The following is a 14,722-nucleotide window of genomic DNA, read 5'->3' as shown; positions in this document are numbered from 1 at the left end:
CGCCTTCGCGGGGACACACGAAATTGTTGTCTGATCTGATCTAGGCAGCGACCAGCGCCGGATAGTCGATATAGCCCTCGGGCCCGGGCGAGTACCAGCTCTGCGGATTGTCGGTGGCCCAGGCCGCGCCGGTGCGGATGCGTTCGACCAGATCGGGATTGCCGATGAACGGCCGCCCGAAACTGATCGCATCGGCAAGGCCGCTCGCCAGATCGGCTTCGGCCTTCGCCACGTCATAATCGCTATTGAGCACCAGCGGCCCCTTGAATACCTGACGGATCGCCGGCGACTGCTTGGGCACGTCGGTTTTGCCGAAGGTGCCGTCGGGGCCGGGTTCGCGCAGTTCGAGGAAAGCGATGCCCAGCGCGTCGAGCGCCGCGGCTGCGGCGGGGAACAGTATTTCGGGCGCGCTGTCGTCGACACCCTGCGTCTCGCCATTGGGCGACAGGCGCACCGCGACGCGATCCTTGCCCCACACACCGATCAGCGCTTCGGTCACTTCGCGGAGCAGACGGATGCGGTTTTCGACCGGACCGCCATAATCATCGTCGCGCAAATTGGTGCCGTCGCGCAGGAACTGGTCGATCAGATAGCCGTTGGCGCCGTGCAGTTGCACACCGTCGAACCCGGCGCGCTTCGCATTTTCGGCAGCCGCGACATAGTCGGCAATCACGCGCGGAATCTCGTCGAGGCGCAGCGGGCGCGCTTCTTCGAGCTCGAGCCGCCCTACCGGCGTGTGCGCGCGACCTTCACCCTTCGTTGCCGAAGCCGACACCGGCTGCTTGCCGTCGTTGAACACCGAATGGACGAGCCGGCCCATATGCCACAGCTGCGCGACGATGCGCCCGCCTGCGGCGTGGACCGCCTCGGTCACGGGTTTCCAGCCTTCGACCTGTGCGTCGGTCCACAGTCCCGGCGCCGAGGGCCAGCCGAGCCCTTCCTGCGAAATTCCCGTCGCTTCGGAGATGATCAGCCCGGCCGAGGCGCGCTGGCGATAATATTCGACCGCAAGTTCGTTGGGGACGAAACCGGGGCCGGCGCGGCCACGCGTCAGCGGCGCCATGAGGATGCGGTTGGGCGCGTCGATCGCGCCAAGCTTGATCGGATCGAGAAGCGATGCGGGCATAGGTTCCACCTTTCACTTTACCGGCGACGGCCCGTGCTGTCGCCGCTATGGCCGCCGAAGCTATGGATGCGGCGGCCGCTGCACAATGGCGGGTAGCAAAAGAAAATCTAAATGAGCAACAAGCCAATCAGCCCGCCCACCATTTCGCCGGTCGATCCGGTGACCAAGCCGGTCGCCGCCACGGTGAACCGATGGGCCTTTGCCGCGCTTGTTGGTGGCAATCTGGCGCTGTCGCTGACCGCGATGGTGGTGCGTTTCGCTGATACCGGCCCGGTCGCCGCGGCCTTCTGGCGACTCGCGCTCGCGCTGCCGCTGCTCGCGCTGCTGATGCGGCGCGAAACGGGCGGCCGCCTGCCGCCGCGCGGCGCCCTGACGGTGGCGGCGGGGGCGGGGCTCTTCTTCGCGCTCGATCTTGCCGCCTGGCACCTCGGCATCCTTCAGACCAAGGTCGCCAATGCGACGCTGTTCGGCAACAGCGCCAGCCTGCTCCTCGTGCTGTGGGGGATTGCGGTCGCGCGCACCCTGCCGCGCGGGTGGCAGGCGGTGGCGGTGCTGCTCGCGTTCGCGGGGTCGGCGCTGCTGATGGGGCAAAGCTATGAAGCGTCGGCCGCCTATCTCGTCGGCGATCTGCTCAGCCTGCTCGCCGGGGCGCTCTATACGGGTTATGTGCTGATGATGCAGCGGGTGCGCGGCGACATCGGCCCCTGGTCGGCGCTCGCCATATCGTCGGCGGCGGGGATCCCGGTGCTGCTCGGCACGGCGCTGCTCTTCGGCGAAGCGATCCTGCCGCACAACTGGACCCCGCTGATCGTGCTGGCGCTGATGAGCCAGCTGGTCGGGCAGGGGCTGCTCATCTGGGCATTGCCGCGCTTCTCGCCGCTCGTCGTCGGCCTGACCCTGCTCGTCCAGCCGGTGGTTGCGGCGACCGCGGGGTGGCTGATCTTCGGCGAGACGCTTAGCGCGATGGAATTGTTCGGCGGCGCGATGGTCGCCGCGGCACTGGTGCTGATTCGGTTGCCGAGCCGCCGCGCGGCGCCTATCTGATGGTCATGGCTCAGCATCCGTCCGCCGCAACTCTGCCCGCCGATCCGACGCTCGACGAGATTCGCGCTGCGCTGGCGCCGCTTGTCGCGGCTTCCGCTGCCTTCGACGGCTTCACCGCCGCCACGCTCGACGAAGCTGCCGACGCGCTCGGGGTCGACCGCGACGTCGCGCGGCTCGCCTTTCCGGGAGGCGCGCGCGACATGGTCGATGCCTGGTTTGCGACGATCGATGCCGCGATGGCGGAACGCTGCCCGGCGGAGACGCTCGCGACGATGAAGATTCGCGAACGCATCACTCGGCTCGTCGAAACGCGGATCGATCTGCTTGCGCCCAACCGCGAATCGCTGCGCCGCGCGCTGGCCTTGCTCGCGCTGCCGGGCAACGCCCCGCACGCGGCCAAGCTCGGCTGGCGCGCCGCCGACCTGATGTGGCGCCTCGCGGGCGACACCGCGACCGACTATAATCACTACAGCAAGCGCGCGATCCTGACCGGGGTCTATGGATCGACGATGGCGGTCTTCCTCAACGACGAGAGCGAGGATTTTGCCGAAACGCGTGCCTTCCTTGCACGGCGGATCGACAATGTGATGCGCTTCGAAGCGTGGAAGCACCGCCGCGCTGCGCACCGCATCGAACGGCCCAGCCTCGCGCGCTTCGTGGGGCGGCTGCGCTACCCGGGACGCTGAGGCGGCGGCGCCGGCAAATTTTGGGGCTGGCGCTTCGCTGCTGTTATTGATAATCGCTCGCAAATGATCGCGAAGCTCGATTCCTCCCCGCTTGGCATTGCGGTGCGCATCGCGCGCATCGACTGGACGTCGATGTCGCACGACGAAGGGCGCCGGCTGCGCGAGTTCGGCTTGCTGGAGGGGAGCGAAGTCACCCCGCTGCATCGCGGCAGCCTGTTCTCGCGCGATCCGCTCGCGCTGACGATCGGGCGGATGAAAGTCATCATCCGCAGCAAGCAGGCCGCCGCCATAGAGGTCGAACCGGCGACGACATGACCGGTCCCGCGCCCACGATCGCACTGCTCGGCAATCCGAACGCCGGCAAATCGAGCCTGTTCAACGCGCTGACCGGCGCGCGGCAGAAGATCGCCAATTATCCGGGCGTCACGGTCGAACGCAAATCGGGCCATGCGAGCTTTGCTGACGGCCGGCCGCTCGCGCTGGTCGATCTGCCGGGCAGCTACAGCCTGTCGCCCGCCAGCCCCGACGAGGCGGTGACGCGCGACGTTGTGCTCGGCCGCCAGACGGGCGAGAAGCGCCCCGACGCACTGATCGTCGTCGTCGACGCGGCGAACCTCGACAATCATCTCTGCTTCGCGCTCGAACTGATCGCGCTCGGCCTGCCGACCGTCGTCGCGCTCAACATGCTCGACCTTGCGGAGCGCGACGGGCTGACGCTCGATCCCGACCGGCTCGCCGCCGAACTCGGCGTGCCAGTGGTGTCCACCGTTGCGGTGCGCAAGCGCGGCCTGACCGAATTGCTTGCGGCGGTCGATGGCGCGATCCTCTCGCACGGCCTGTCGGCGACCGACCAGCCGGCGCCGCCGCCCGGCGACACCGCGCTCCACCAGCGCGCCCGCGCCATCGCGCGCGCCGCGACGCTCGCCGAAACGCCGGTGCGCCGCTGGACGCAGCGCGTCGATGCGGTGGCGCTCCATCCGGTCTTCGGGCTGCTGATCCTGCTCGCGCTGATGTTCGTGATGTTCCAAGCGGTCTACGCCTGGTCGGAAGCACCGATCGCCTGGATCGAGGACGGCATCGCCGCGCTGCAGGCGCTGGCGAGCGATCACATGGCCGCAGGCTTCCTGCGCGGGCTGGTGGTCGAAGGACTGCTCGCCGGCGTCGGCGCGGTCGTCGTCTTCCTGCCGCAGATCCTGATTCTCTTCGTCTTCATCCTGCTGCTCGAAGCCTCGGGCTATATGACCCGCGCCGCCTTCCTGATGGACGGGATCATGGCAAAGGTCGGTTTGTCGGGACGCGGGTTCATCCCGCTGCTCTCCAGCTTCGCCTGCGCGGTTCCCGGCATCATGGCGACGCGCGCGATTCCCGATGCGAAAGACCGGCTGACGACGATCCTGATCGCCCCGCTGATGACCTGTTCGGCGCGGCTTCCCGTCTACACGCTGATCATCGGGGCCTTCATCCCGAACCGCAGCGTCGGCGGATCGCCCATTGGCCTGCAGGGACTCGTGCTGTTCGGCCTCTATGTGTCGGGCATCGTCGGCGCGCTGGTCGTCGCCTTCGTGCTGCGGCGGTCGGTGACCAAGGGCAATGCGGCGGGCTTCATGATGGAAATGCCGCGCTATCAATGGCCGCGGCTGCGCGATGTCGGCATCGCGCTATGGCAGCGAGCGTGGATCTTCCTGCGCCGCGCGGGCACAATCATCGCCGCGACCACCGCGGTGCTGTGGCTGCTGCTCAGCTATCCGCAGGCGCCGGCGGGCGGAGACGTCCGCCAGGTCGATTACAGCATCGCCGGCCGCATCGCGAGCGGACTGGAAGTCGTGGTCAAACCCATCGGCTTCAATCACGACATCGCACTCGCGCTGATCCCTGCGATGGCGGCGCGCGAGGTGGCCGTCTCGGCGCTCGCAACCGCGAATGCGATCGACGCGGGCGATGACGAGGATGCCGTTGCGCAATCGCTCAGCGAGCGGCTTCAGGGACGCTGGAGCATCGCGACCGCGCTCGCCTTTCTAGCCTGGTTCGTCTTTGCCCCGCAATGTATCTCGACGATCGCGATCACCCGGCGCGAGACCAATGGGTGGAAATGGCCGCTGTTCATGGTTGGCTATTTGTTCGCGCTCGCCTATGCCGCGGCAGGTATCACCTACTGGACAGCCGTCGCCTTTGGACTAGGCTGATCCTTCCAACATTCAAGCGGAGCGGAGCGGCATGGCTGGCAGCGTCAACAAAGTTATTCTGATCGGCAATCTGGGCGCCGATCCCGAAATCAAGTCGTTCCAGAACGGCGGCAAGATTGCCAATATCCGCATCGCGACCTCCGAACAGTGGAAGGACCGCATGACCGGCGAGCGCAAGGAGCGCACCGAATGGCACAATGTCGTCATCAACGGCGACGGCCTCGTCGGCGTCGTCGAGCGCTACCTTAAAAAGGGCTCGAAGGTTTATATCGAAGGATCCTTGCGCACCCGCAAGTGGCAGGACCGTGACGGCAATGATCGCTACACGACCGAAGTCGTCGTCGCTGGCATGGGCGGCACCTTGACCATGCTCGACGGTGCGCCTGGCGGCGGCGGCGGCGGCGGCTCGCGCGGCGGCGATAGCTGGTCGCAGGGCGGCGGATCGAGCGGCGGCTGGGATCAGGGTGGCGCCGCGTCCGGCGGCAGTTCGGGCGGCGGCTGGAACCAGGGCGGCGGCGGCGCCTCGGGCGGCGGACGTCCGCCGTTCGACGACGATCTGGACGACGACGTCCCCTTCTGAGGATTTCTGAGCGATGGCGAGTGACCTGCTGACCGCCGCGGACGTCGCGCGCGGCGTGTGCCGGCTGTTCGCGCAGCAGGGGCTCGTCGCGATCCCCGAGGTGACGCTCCCCAATGGCCGCCGTACAGACCTCACCGCGATCGACGCGAAGGGCCATATCACGATCGTCGAGATAAAGGTCAGCCGCGCCGATCTGCACGGCGACGGCAAATGGCCCGACTATTGCGACTGGTGCGACCGCTTCTATTGGGCGCTCGCGTCTGGCCTCGACCCCGCGATCCTCGAGACCGAGGGCTATCGCCCCGAAACCTCGGGCCTGATCGTCGCCGACCGCTATGGCGCCGCCGTGGTGCGCGAGGCCGCGAGCTGCAATCTCGCGCCCGCGCGGCGCAAGGCCGAACTGCTGCGGATCGGCCGGCTCGCGATGCGCCGTTCGATGATTGCCGCCGATCCCGAAATCGCGGCCGGCTGGGCCGAGCGCTGACGGCCTGTTTCAGGGTCGGTCGAGCGGCTCGGTGCGCTCATACTGGATGCACCATGCAAGCCCGGCGGCGGTAAAGCCGACCCAAAGCAGCGCACCGATCCACATGATGCCGTGCCAATAGGCAGGCAGCGCGATGAACAACAGCGCCGCCGCCGCCGATGCGACCACAACCCGCGCATAGCTTTTGGCCGGCCGCTGCAGACGCGTTTCGACATGCTGGACCGCCGCGGCGAGCAGCACGAGCGCGAGCGCCATCGCGGGCAGGAACAGGCCGATTGCGTGATGGACGAACTGGATCGCGAACAACAGGATCGCGCAGGCCCAGATCGCGATGCGCAGCCGGACGATCGCCTTGCGGCGCGGGTCGCTCATCCGCGCGCCTGCATCCGCGCCAGATAGCGCGCGAGGACGTCGATCTCGAGATTGACCGGACGTCCGACCGCCACTTCGTTCAGCGTCGTCATCTCCTGCGTGTGCGGGATGATGTTCAGCGTGAAATGCGCGGTACCCTCCGGCTGGTCGGCCACATCGTTCACGGTCAGCGATATGCCGTCGAGCGTGATCGACCCCTTGGGTGCAATATGCGGCGCGAGCGATGCCGGCGCCTCGACGGTCAATTTGACGCTGTCGCCGACGGGATCGACCGCGACGATCCGGCCGACTGCATCGACATGCCCCGTCACGATATGTCCGCCCAGTTCGTCGCCGACGCGCAGCGCGCGCTCCAGGTTCAGACGGCGCCCTGCATCCCACATGCCCGGTGCGGTGCGCGACAGCGTTTCGCCGCTCGCGTCGATCGCGAACCAGCCGCCGGGACCGTTGCTGCCGTCATCGACGCCCTTGTCGACGACGGTCAGGCATGCGCCCGAACAGGCGATCGAGGCGCCGAGGTCGATCGTGTCGACGTCATAGCCGGTGCCAATGACGAGGCGCGTGTCGCCGCGATCCTCGCGGCTGCGGATGGTGCCGATGTCGGTGATGATGCCGGTAAACATGGGGGCGGTCATTCCTTCCTGATGCGCTCGTAGACGTCGATCCGGTCGCTGCCAAGCATCCGACTGTCGGCCGGTCGCCAACGTCCGTGCGCGCCCGCCAGATCGTCGAGGCCGATGTCACCAAGCGCGCGGCGGCCGGCACCGATCAGGATCGGCGCGCGATAGAGAAGCAGCCGGTCGACGCGGTCGGCGGCAAGAAAGGCAGCCGCCGCCCCGGCGCCGCCCTCGACGAGCAGCGAATCGATCGGCAGCGCATCCACAGCGTCCGGCGCAGCGAGCGCGGTCCAGCCGTCGGGGGCATCGCCGTGCGTCAGGAGCAGGCGCTGCGGGCTCCGCGGCGCAAGTCCGGGCAGGCGGACGTCGAGTGTCGGCGCGTCGGCCTCGAGGGTACCGCGCCCGACCAGGATCGCGCCATGCCGCGCGCGTTCGAGATGCGCGTGCGCGCGTGCAGGGGCGCCGGTGATCCAGCGGCTCGACCCGTCGGCCATCGCGATGCAGCCGTCGAGCGAAGTCGCGAGCTTTAGCGTGACGAACGGCCGGCCGCGTGTCGCGCGCGACCACCAGGGGGCCATCGCCGCCTGCGCTTCGCCGCAAAGCAGGCCGCTCTCGACCGCGACTCCTGTCGCGCGCAGCCGGGCGATGCCCTGTCCGTCAGTGCGCGGATCGGGATCCTGCGCGGCGACGACGACGCGCGCAACACGTGCGGCGATCAGCAAGTCGGCGCAGCACGGGCCGCGGGTGCTCGCATGGGCGCAGGGTTCCAGACTGACATAGGCGGTTGCGCCGTGCGCGGCGTCGCCCGCCGCCGCCAGTGCCATCGCTTCGGCATGCGGCCGGCCGCCCGCCTGCGTCCAGCCGCGCGAGACGACGCGGCCGTTCTTGACAATCAGGCAGCCGACATTGGGGTTGGGTGCGGCATCGGGGCGCCCGCGCTGCGACAGCGCGATCGCCGCGGCCATCCACTCGGCATCGGCGCGCACCGGGGTCAGGGCTGGGTCGCGGGCGCCGCCGCGCCGCGCGCTGCCCGCTCGGCGAGCGTCGAGCGCTTTGGCGGCTCGGGTTTCTTTTCGATGGCGTCGGCTTCCTTGCCCAGCGTCTCGCGCGTCACCTTCTCGGCTTCGCTGGCGTCATACTCGACCCCCATCATGTCCGCGAGCCGCTGGAATTCGGCGCGGCGCTTGGCGTTGGCGCGCGTCGTTTCCTTGGCGCGTGCCACCCAGTCGGCGCGTATCTCGGCTTCGCTGCGGTCGGCCTTCCAGTTTTCGAAATAGATGATCTGCGGCTTGGGCCTTTCGTAGGGCACAAGATATTTGGAAAAGCCGTAGAAGATCAGCAGCGGCAGCACGATCGCGAGGCCCCACACCGTCCAGCGGTGCGGGCGCGGTTCGCGGATGTAGGCCCAGAAATCCGACAGGCCGCCGCCGACATCCCAATTTTTGAGCATAGACATGGCGCCAATCTAGGCGATGTCGCGCCCATTTGCGAGGGGGTGTGCGCGCGGAGGGGATTGCATGCTTTGCATGCTATCGATGCCAACGATTGCAAATTTTGCAATGCCGGATGCTTATTTCGCAGTTGCACAATCAATTGTGCAGTGCAATATCACACTTGCCTTTTAGGCATCCTCTCCCAAAAACTTTCAAGGGTCGCCCTCGGGCGGCCCTTTTTTTTCGACCTTTTTGGTGGAGAAACGCGAATCGGCGACGTTCGGCGCGAACCGCCCACCTCAATCCTGAATGGGCAAGCGGGTTTCGAATCGCCGGACTTCGGCGATAAAGCTTCCCGGAAGCGCCGTCGGCTTGCCCGTATCGAGGTCGAGATGGGCGTAGCTGATCTCGATATCGGTCAGCCGTTCGGCGGCGCGAAATATTGCACAGTGGAGCGTGAAACTCGTCCGCCCGAAGTGGCTGACGCGCGCCGCGATGGTGATCAACTCATCGAGCCGGGCCGGCGCGTGATAGTCGATTTCGCTATGTACTTCGCGGATATCTGTACCATATTGGTGAAAATAGGGGCCCGGCTGCCCTTCGCCCAGCGCGCGAAAATATTCGGTCACGCCGATGTCGGCGTAGATCAGATAATTGCCGCTGAAGACGATATTCTGGCCGTCGATCTCGTTGAAGCGGACGCGCACATCCTGCTGGACGCGAAAATCGGCGCGCGGGACTGACCAGTTGGCCCGGTCCATGCCGCGCCCCTCAGGCCGCGAGCGCGGCGACGCCGCGATCGATCGGCGCGCAGGCGGCGGCCAGCCATTCGCGGTCGGCGGCGACCATCCCTGGCGACAGCTTCTCGACCACCTCGGCATGATAGGCGTCGAGCCAGTCGGCCTCGGCGGGCGACAGCATCGCCCCGACGATCAGATTGCGCGCGATCGGCGCGAAGGTGATGGTTTCAAAGCCCAGCATATCCTCCTCGGCCCCCTCGATCCGGACGGGTTCGACCACCACCAAATTCTCGATGCGGATGCCGAAATGGCCCGCCTTGTAATAGCCGGGCTCGTTCGACAGGATCATGCCCGCGTGGAGCGGCTCCTCGGTTCCTGCCTGCCCGCCGGCGGGCTTGGCAATTCGCTGCGGCCCTTCGTGGACCGCCAGATAGGCACCGACCCCGTGGCCGGTGCCATGCGCATAATCGACCCCGTCGGCCCACAGATACTGGCGCGCGAGAATGTCCAGCTGGCTGCCGCGCGTCCCCTTGGGAAAGCGCGCGGTTGCGAGCGCGATATGCCCCTTCAGCACCTGGGTGAAGCGGCGGCGCATTTCGGCACTGGGTTCGCCGATCGCGATGGTGCGCGTGATGTCGGTCGTGCCATCGGCATATTGCCCGCCCGAATCGACGAGATAGAGCGTGCCCGTCTCGATCGCGCGATTGGTCGTTTCATCGACCTTGTAATGCGGCAGCGCGCCGTTGGGACCGGCGGCCGAGATGGTATCGAAGGACAGATCCTTCAAAACGCCGCTTTCGTCGCGAAAGGCGCGCAATTTCGCCGCCGCGCCGAGTTCGTCGAGCTCGCCCTGCGGCGCGACCTCTTCCATCCATTTGAGGAAGCGCGCGACCGCGACGCCGTCGCGGACGTGCGCGGCGCGGGTTCCGGCAAGCTCGGCGCTGTTCTTGATCGCCTTGGGCAGCACCGCCGGGTCGCGGTGGCGCGCGATCTTTGCGCCCGCGCCTTCAAGCGCGGTGAAGATTGCAGCGACCGCGCGGTCGGGATCGACCGCGACACGCTTGCCCGCCAGTGCGGCGAGCGCAGGATCGAAGGCGGTGCGGTCGTGGATGCGCACGCTGTTGCCGAGATGCGCGCGCACCGCGTCGGTAATCTTTTCGGGCGCAACGAACAGGTCGGCGGTGGCGTCATCGTGGAGCAGCGCAAAGGCAAGCCCGACGGGCGTGTGGCTGACGTCTTCGCCGCGGATGTTGAAGGTCCAGGCGATCGAATCGAGCGCGGTCATCACAGTGGTGTCGAGCTCCTGCGCCTTCAGCCAGTCGGCGATCACGCCGCGCTTGTCGGCCGCCGACTGCCCCGCCTGCTCGGTATCATAGACGGCGATCGGCGCGGCGCTCGGCGCCGGCTGGTCGTCCCACACTGCGTCGATGGGGTTGCTGTCGACTGCAATCAGGCTGGCGCCCTTCGCGGTCAGCGCCGCCGCCAGGCCACGCGCCCAGTCGATGCCGTGCAACCAGGGGTCATAGCCGATCTTCTGCCCGGCGCTGACATTGGCGCCCAGCCATTCGGCGACGCTCGACTGCGGCACCCCGACATAGTCATAAAGCGATCCGTCGACCTGGTCGCGCACCTGCACCGTATAGCGGCCGTCCACGAACACCGCCGCCTTCGCCGGCAACACTGCGGCGGTTCCGGCCGATCCGCCGAAGCCGGTCAGCCACGCCATGCGCTGTGCATAGGCGCCGACATATTCGCTCAAATGCTCATCGCTGATTGGCACGACAAAGCCGTCGAGGCCCCGGCGCGCGAGTTCGGCGCGCAGGCGGGCGAGGCGGTCTGCATGGTCGGGGGTGGACATGCGCTGTTCCTTGTTTCTACATCGCAGCCAATTCCTGCCCGACCGGGGCGACGCTGCGGGGGTTTTCTTGATGCGCGCTATTTGGATGTTTCTGGCCGCAATTACCACCCCGCTTGTCGCGCCCGGCAGCGCGTTCGCCGAAGAGAAAGAGACGATATTGACCACCAGCCCCGCCGCCCCGGTCGCCGACAGGCGGCCGCACGAAGTCACGCTGCACGGCAAAACGCTGTCCGATCCCTATTTCTGGCTCCGCGACCAGAGCTATCCGGTGATCGATGACGCGGACATCCTCGATTATGTGAAGGCCGAAAACGCCTATTTCGATGCGGCGATGAAGCCGCACGCGAAGCTGGTCGAGACGTTGTTTCAGGAGATGAAGGGGCGCATCAAGGAAGCCGATTCGTCGGTGCCGCAGAAGGACGGCGACTGGCTCTATTGGGTCGAATTTGACGAGGGCGCCGAATATAAGAAATGGTATCGCAAGCCCGCGTCCGGCGCGGGCCAGACCCAGCTGATCCTCGACGAGGTCGCGATGGCGCAGGGCAAGGAATATTTCCGCCTCGCCGAACTGTCGATCAGCCCCGACGGCCGGCTGATGGCCTATTCCTTCGATGACAATGGCTCCGAACGCTTCGAGGCGCGCATCCGCAATCTCGAAACGGGCGAACAGCTGCCCGACGTTATCCCGGGCACGCTGTCCTCGCTCGTCTGGACGTCGGGGAACGACGCGATCCTCTATGGCCTCGCGAACGAGAATTGGCGCACCGACAATGTCCGGCTGCACAAGCTCGGGACGAGTGTTGCCGACGACAAGCTGCTCTACAAGGAACCCGACATCGGCTTCGGGGTGGGGATCGGCAAGACCGCCGCCGACAATTATATCGTGATCGCGACGGGCGATAACGAGACGAGCGAGGTCTATCTTCTCCCCGCCGATAACCCGGAAGCGCCGATGCAACTGGTGTCGGCGCGCCAGAAGGGCCGCGAGTACAGCGTCGATGAGCGCGACGGCACGCTCTACATCCACACCAATGACGAGCATCCCAACTTCCGCATCGCCACCGCGAGCGTGAAGGATCCGGGCAGGTGGACCACGCTGATCCCCGGATCGGACCATAGCTACATCACCGGCCTGTCGATATTCCGCGACTATTTCGTCATCGAAGCGCGCGAGGACGGGCTCGATCAGGTCGATATACGCCGCTATGACGCGCCGCTGACCCCCGGCCGGATCAAATTTCCCGAGGCGACCTATGTGGCGGGCCTCGGTGACAATCCCGAATATCATCAGGACAAGCTGCGGCTCGATTATGAATCGATGGTCACCCCCGACACGGTCTATGATTATGATCTGGCGACCGGAACGCTCGAAACGCTCAAGGTGCAGGAAATCCCGTCGGGTTACGATGCAACTCAATATGTAACCGAATGGGTTAATCTTCCGAGCCGCGACGGCAAGACGATGATCCCCGCCTCGCTCGTCTACAAAAAGGGCACCAAGCTCGACGGCAGCGCGCCGATGCATCTCTATGCTTATGGCTCATACGGCTATCGCGTCCCGCCGGGCTTTTCGACCACGCGGCTCAGCCTCGTCGATCGCGGCATGATCTATGCGATCGCGCATGTCCGCGGCGGCGACGATCTGGGCCGCGGCTGGTATCTCGCGGGCAAGACGACCGAGCGCAAGAACACGTTCAACGACTTCATCGATGTCGCGAGGGGGCTGATCGCGAAAAACTACACCAGCGCCGGCAGGATTTCGGTCGAAGGCCGCTCGGCGGGCGGGCAGGTGATGGGCGTGATCTATAACGAGGCGCCCGAGCTGTGGGGCGCGGTGCTCGCGGGGGTTCCCTTCGTCGATGTCATCAACACGATGGTCGACGAAACGCTGCCGCTGACCCCAGGCGAATGGCCCGAATGGGGCAATCCGGTTACCGACAAGGCGGCGTTCGATTATATGCTGAGCTACAGCCCCTACGACAATGTGACGGCGAAAGCCTATCCGCCGATGCTGGTGTCGGCCGGCCTCAACGACCCGCGCGTGACCTATTGGGAGCCCGCCAAATGGGTCGCCAAGCTCCGCGCGACGCGCACGAACGACGCGACGCTGCTGCTGCGCACCAACATGGGCGCGGGCCACGGCGGCAAATCGGGCCGCTGGGGCGCGCTCCACGAAGATGCCGAGGAATATGCCTTCGTGCTGACGCAGTTGGGGGTGGAGAAATAGGGGGGGAGATGGTCGAGCTTCATGAAACCGCAGTCTCGCTAGGTTTCTTTGGCGACGATCTCGATCCGGCCGACATTTCCAACCGGCTTGGAGCAACGCCAACCTTCAGCGTTGCGAAAGGTGCCAAGTGGAAGACGCCCCGCGGCAGTGAGCGGATCGCTCGCACCGGATCTTGGAGGCTGCAGGTACCGAGATCGATTCCCGGCGACTTGCCGGGCCAGGTAGAGGCCATTTTCGCACCGCTGACCCGCGATACGGCCATTTGGCAGGAACTTTCTGCACGCTTTGCTGGGCGCCTCTTCTGCGGCCTCTTCCTTGAAGAGAGAAACGAAGGTTTGCGGATATGTTCCCAGACGTTGGCCGAAATAGCAGATCGCGGCTTGTATCTGGATCTTGATATCTACGCGCCCGAGGGTAGCAAAACCCATCAGGTGGCTGACAAATAGCCCCGCGCCACCAACTCGCGCTCCAGCGTCGCCGCATCGACGAAACGGTGCCCCGCGATGCCGACCGCCTTGGCGCCGGCGATATTGTGTACGACGTCGTCAATGAAGAGGGCGCCAGCGGGATCGATGCCGAATCGCTCGATCGCAAGGGCGTAGATGGCGGGGTCGGGCTTCATCAGCTTCTCGGTACCCGAGACGATGATATCGCGGAAGCGGTCGAACACCGGCTGGGTCGGGCGGAAGCCTTCCCAGAATTCATGTCCGAAATTGGTGATTGCAAACAGCGGCACCCCCGCGTCGTCGAGCCGCTCGACCAGTTCGAGGCTGCCGGGAATCGGCCCCGGAATCGTCTCGTTGAAGCGCGCCGCATAGGCGTCGATCAGGGGCGCATGCGCCGGATATTCAGCCTTCAGTTCGGGCAGCATGTCGGCGAGCGGCCGGCCCGCGTCGTGCTGGAAATGCCACTGCGGCGTAACGACGTTGGTCACGAACCATTCGAGCTCGCCCGCATCGTCGATCATCTTCGCGAACAGGTAGCGCAAGTCCCAGTCGAACAGGACGCGGCCGACATCGAAAATGACGCACTGGCGAATCATGGCTGCTCCGGACACGCGAAAGCGCCGCCGGAAGCATCCGACGGCGTTACGCTTACTCGCAAATGCGCGGGGACACGCGGTCCCGGCAAGGCATTTAGCCCTGGCGCGCCTTGAAGCGGCGGTTGGTCTTGTTGATCACATAGGTGCGGCCACGGCGGCGGATAACGCGGTTATCCCGGTGGCGGTCCTTCAGCGACTTCAGGCTGTTGCGAATCTTCATTGGTCTGTTCCGTAAATCTTGGCGTTGTTACGCGAAGCGGCGCAACTATGGGGAAGCGGGTGAAAAGTCAACCGCCCCCGTCCTTAATTTCGTCATCCCGGACTTGATCC

At 66.0% G+C, this 14,722-nt stretch carries 17 protein-coding genes; 8 read left to right on the top strand and 9 right to left on the bottom strand.

Features of this window, described 5'->3' with window-relative positions; translation table 11 throughout:
• Nucleotides 1-40: 40 nt before the first annotated feature.
• Entirely contained in the window at nt 41-1,126 is a 1,086-nt protein-coding gene (locus P1IM2_RS03030) for an alkene reductase (protein ID WP_062901270.1), read from the bottom strand.
• A 111-nt stretch (nt 1,127-1,237) separates the two neighbouring features.
• On the opposite strand from P1IM2_RS03030, the gene P1IM2_RS03025 reads away from it, so the two are divergent.
• From P1IM2_RS03025 to P1IM2_RS03000, 6 genes are all read left to right on the top strand, one after another.
• Nucleotides 1,238-2,170, top strand: a complete 933-nt coding sequence (locus P1IM2_RS03025; protein ID WP_186401390.1) for a DMT family transporter — start codon at nt 1,238-1,240, stop codon at nt 2,168-2,170.
• Complete coding sequence (locus P1IM2_RS03020; protein ID WP_186401389.1) at nt 2,170-2,856, top strand: COQ9 family protein; 687 nt, start codon at nt 2,170-2,172, stop codon at nt 2,854-2,856. The genes P1IM2_RS03025 and P1IM2_RS03020 overlap by 1 nt, the downstream gene beginning before the upstream one ends.
• A 63-nt stretch (nt 2,857-2,919) precedes the next feature.
• Nucleotides 2,920-3,171, top strand: coding sequence for a FeoA family protein (locus P1IM2_RS03015; protein ID WP_003046824.1), 252 nt, complete (start codon nt 2,920-2,922; stop codon nt 3,169-3,171).
• Entirely contained in the window at nt 3,168-5,039 is a 1,872-nt protein-coding gene (locus tag P1IM2_RS03010; RefSeq protein ID WP_186401388.1) for a ferrous iron transporter B, read from the top strand. Before P1IM2_RS03015 ends, P1IM2_RS03010 begins: the two co-directional genes overlap by 4 nt.
• A 31-nt stretch (nt 5,040-5,070) precedes the next feature.
• Nucleotides 5,071-5,619: a single-stranded DNA-binding protein gene (gene ssb, locus P1IM2_RS03005; protein WP_186401387.1), complete on the top strand. Its 549-nt coding sequence runs from the start codon at nt 5,071-5,073 to the stop codon at nt 5,617-5,619.
• A 13-nt stretch (nt 5,620-5,632) separates the two neighbouring features.
• Nucleotides 5,633-6,103 carry an MmcB family DNA repair protein gene (locus tag P1IM2_RS03000; RefSeq protein ID WP_003046818.1) on the top strand — a complete coding sequence of 157 codons (471 nt, stop codon included), beginning with the start codon at nt 5,633-5,635 and terminating at the stop codon, nt 6,101-6,103.
• 9 nt (nt 6,104-6,112) lie between these two features.
• Here P1IM2_RS03000 and P1IM2_RS02995 read toward each other — a convergent pair whose 3' ends face one another.
• The 6 genes from P1IM2_RS02995 to P1IM2_RS02970 form a co-directional block, all read right to left on the bottom strand.
• The gene (locus P1IM2_RS02995) at nt 6,113-6,475 is read right to left on the bottom strand and encodes a hypothetical protein (protein ID WP_186401386.1); all 363 of its coding nucleotides are present in this window, start codon (nt 6,473-6,475) and stop codon (nt 6,113-6,115) included.
• A complete protein-coding gene (locus tag P1IM2_RS02990) occupies nt 6,472-7,098 on the bottom strand; it encodes a riboflavin synthase (RefSeq protein WP_186401654.1) in 627 nt (208 codons plus the stop codon). The genes P1IM2_RS02995 and P1IM2_RS02990 overlap by 4 nt, the downstream gene beginning before the upstream one ends.
• A gap of 8 nt (nt 7,099-7,106) precedes the next feature.
• On the bottom strand, nt 7,107-8,057 hold the full coding sequence (gene ribD / locus P1IM2_RS02985; protein ID WP_186401385.1) for a bifunctional diaminohydroxyphosphoribosylaminopyrimidine deaminase/5-amino-6-(5-phosphoribosylamino)uracil reductase RibD: 951 nt from the start codon (nt 8,055-8,057) through the stop codon (nt 7,107-7,109).
• 26 nt (nt 8,058-8,083) lie between these two features.
• Nucleotides 8,084-8,548 (bottom strand): hypothetical protein, encoded by a 465-nt coding sequence (locus tag P1IM2_RS02980; RefSeq protein WP_234179347.1) that lies wholly within the window; start codon nt 8,546-8,548, stop codon nt 8,084-8,086.
• A 276-nt stretch (nt 8,549-8,824) separates the two neighbouring features.
• Entirely contained in the window at nt 8,825-9,286 is a 462-nt protein-coding gene (locus tag P1IM2_RS02975) for a thioesterase family protein (RefSeq protein ID WP_186401384.1), read from the bottom strand.
• Between the two features lie 10 nt (nt 9,287-9,296).
• Nucleotides 9,297-11,123, bottom strand: a complete 1,827-nt coding sequence (locus tag P1IM2_RS02970) for an aminopeptidase P family protein (protein ID WP_186401383.1) — start codon at nt 11,121-11,123, stop codon at nt 9,297-9,299.
• A gap of 70 nt (nt 11,124-11,193) precedes the next feature.
• Between P1IM2_RS02970 and P1IM2_RS02965 the strand changes: the two genes are divergently transcribed.
• Nucleotides 11,194-13,350 carry a S9 family peptidase gene (locus tag P1IM2_RS02965; protein ID WP_260833899.1) on the top strand — a complete coding sequence of 719 codons (2,157 nt, stop codon included), beginning with the start codon at nt 11,194-11,196 and terminating at the stop codon, nt 13,348-13,350.
• An 8-nt stretch (nt 13,351-13,358) separates the two neighbouring features.
• Nucleotides 13,359-13,796 (top strand): DUF4279 domain-containing protein, encoded by a 438-nt coding sequence (locus P1IM2_RS02960; RefSeq protein WP_186401382.1) that lies wholly within the window; start codon nt 13,359-13,361, stop codon nt 13,794-13,796.
• On the opposite strand, the gene P1IM2_RS02955 is transcribed toward P1IM2_RS02960, so the two are convergent.
• Entirely contained in the window at nt 13,778-14,392 is a 615-nt protein-coding gene (locus P1IM2_RS02955) for an HAD family phosphatase (protein WP_186401381.1), read from the bottom strand. The two genes, P1IM2_RS02960 and P1IM2_RS02955, sit on opposite strands and share 19 nt — an antisense overlap.
• Before the next feature lie 94 nt (nt 14,393-14,486).
• The gene (gene ykgO / locus P1IM2_RS02950) at nt 14,487-14,612 is read right to left on the bottom strand and encodes a type B 50S ribosomal protein L36 (protein ID WP_003046794.1); all 126 of its coding nucleotides are present in this window, start codon (nt 14,610-14,612) and stop codon (nt 14,487-14,489) included.
• Nucleotides 14,613-14,722 lie beyond the last annotated feature (110 nt).

Source organism: Sphingopyxis sp. P1IMeth2 (assembly GCF_900185685.1).
In the GTDB taxonomy this organism is placed as follows: Bacteria; Pseudomonadota; Alphaproteobacteria; order Sphingomonadales; family Sphingomonadaceae; genus Sphingopyxis; species Sphingopyxis terrae_A.
The sequence above is the reverse complement of the archived record's forward strand: the minus strand, read 5'-3'. Positions and strand labels throughout refer to the sequence as shown.

Bases quoted from the DNA above. Each gene is read 5' to 3' on its own strand.
- ykgO (WP_003046794.1), bottom strand. From the start codon at position 14,612: ATGAAGATTCGCAACAGCCTGAAGTCGCTGAAGGACCGCCACCGGGAT.
- P1IM2_RS02980 (WP_234179347.1), bottom strand. From the start codon at position 8,548: ATGTCTATGCTCAAAAATTGGGATGTCGGCGGCGGCCTGTCGGATTTC.
- P1IM2_RS02970 (WP_186401383.1), bottom strand. From the start codon at position 11,123: ATGTCCACCCCCGACCATGCAGACCGCCTCGCCCGCCTGCGCGCCGAA.
- P1IM2_RS02990 (WP_186401654.1), bottom strand. From the start codon at position 7,098: ATGTTTACCGGCATCATCACCGACATCGGCACCATCCGCAGCCGCGAG.
- P1IM2_RS03015 (WP_003046824.1), top strand. From the start codon at position 2,920: ATGATCGCGAAGCTCGATTCCTCCCCGCTTGGCATTGCGGTGCGCATC.
- P1IM2_RS02995 (WP_186401386.1), bottom strand. From the start codon at position 6,475: ATGAGCGACCCGCGCCGCAAGGCGATCGTCCGGCTGCGCATCGCGATC.
- P1IM2_RS02955 (WP_186401381.1), bottom strand. From the start codon at position 14,392: ATGATTCGCCAGTGCGTCATTTTCGATGTCGGCCGCGTCCTGTTCGAC.
- ribD (WP_186401385.1), bottom strand. From the start codon at position 8,057: ATGGCCGCGGCGATCGCGCTGTCGCAGCGCGGGCGCCCCGATGCCGCA.
- P1IM2_RS02975 (WP_186401384.1), bottom strand. From the start codon at position 9,286: ATGGACCGGGCCAACTGGTCAGTCCCGCGCGCCGATTTTCGCGTCCAG.
- ssb (WP_186401387.1), top strand. From the start codon at position 5,071: ATGGCTGGCAGCGTCAACAAAGTTATTCTGATCGGCAATCTGGGCGCC.
- P1IM2_RS02960 (WP_186401382.1), top strand. From the start codon at position 13,359: ATGGTCGAGCTTCATGAAACCGCAGTCTCGCTAGGTTTCTTTGGCGAC.
- P1IM2_RS03025 (WP_186401390.1), top strand. From the start codon at position 1,238: ATGAGCAACAAGCCAATCAGCCCGCCCACCATTTCGCCGGTCGATCCG.
- P1IM2_RS03030 (WP_062901270.1), bottom strand. From the start codon at position 1,126: ATGCCCGCATCGCTTCTCGATCCGATCAAGCTTGGCGCGATCGACGCG.
- P1IM2_RS03020 (WP_186401389.1), top strand. From the start codon at position 2,170: ATGGTCATGGCTCAGCATCCGTCCGCCGCAACTCTGCCCGCCGATCCG.
- P1IM2_RS02965 (WP_260833899.1), top strand. From the start codon at position 11,194: ATGCGCGCTATTTGGATGTTTCTGGCCGCAATTACCACCCCGCTTGTC.
- P1IM2_RS03010 (WP_186401388.1), top strand. From the start codon at position 3,168: ATGACCGGTCCCGCGCCCACGATCGCACTGCTCGGCAATCCGAACGCC.
- P1IM2_RS03000 (WP_003046818.1), top strand. From the start codon at position 5,633: ATGGCGAGTGACCTGCTGACCGCCGCGGACGTCGCGCGCGGCGTGTGC.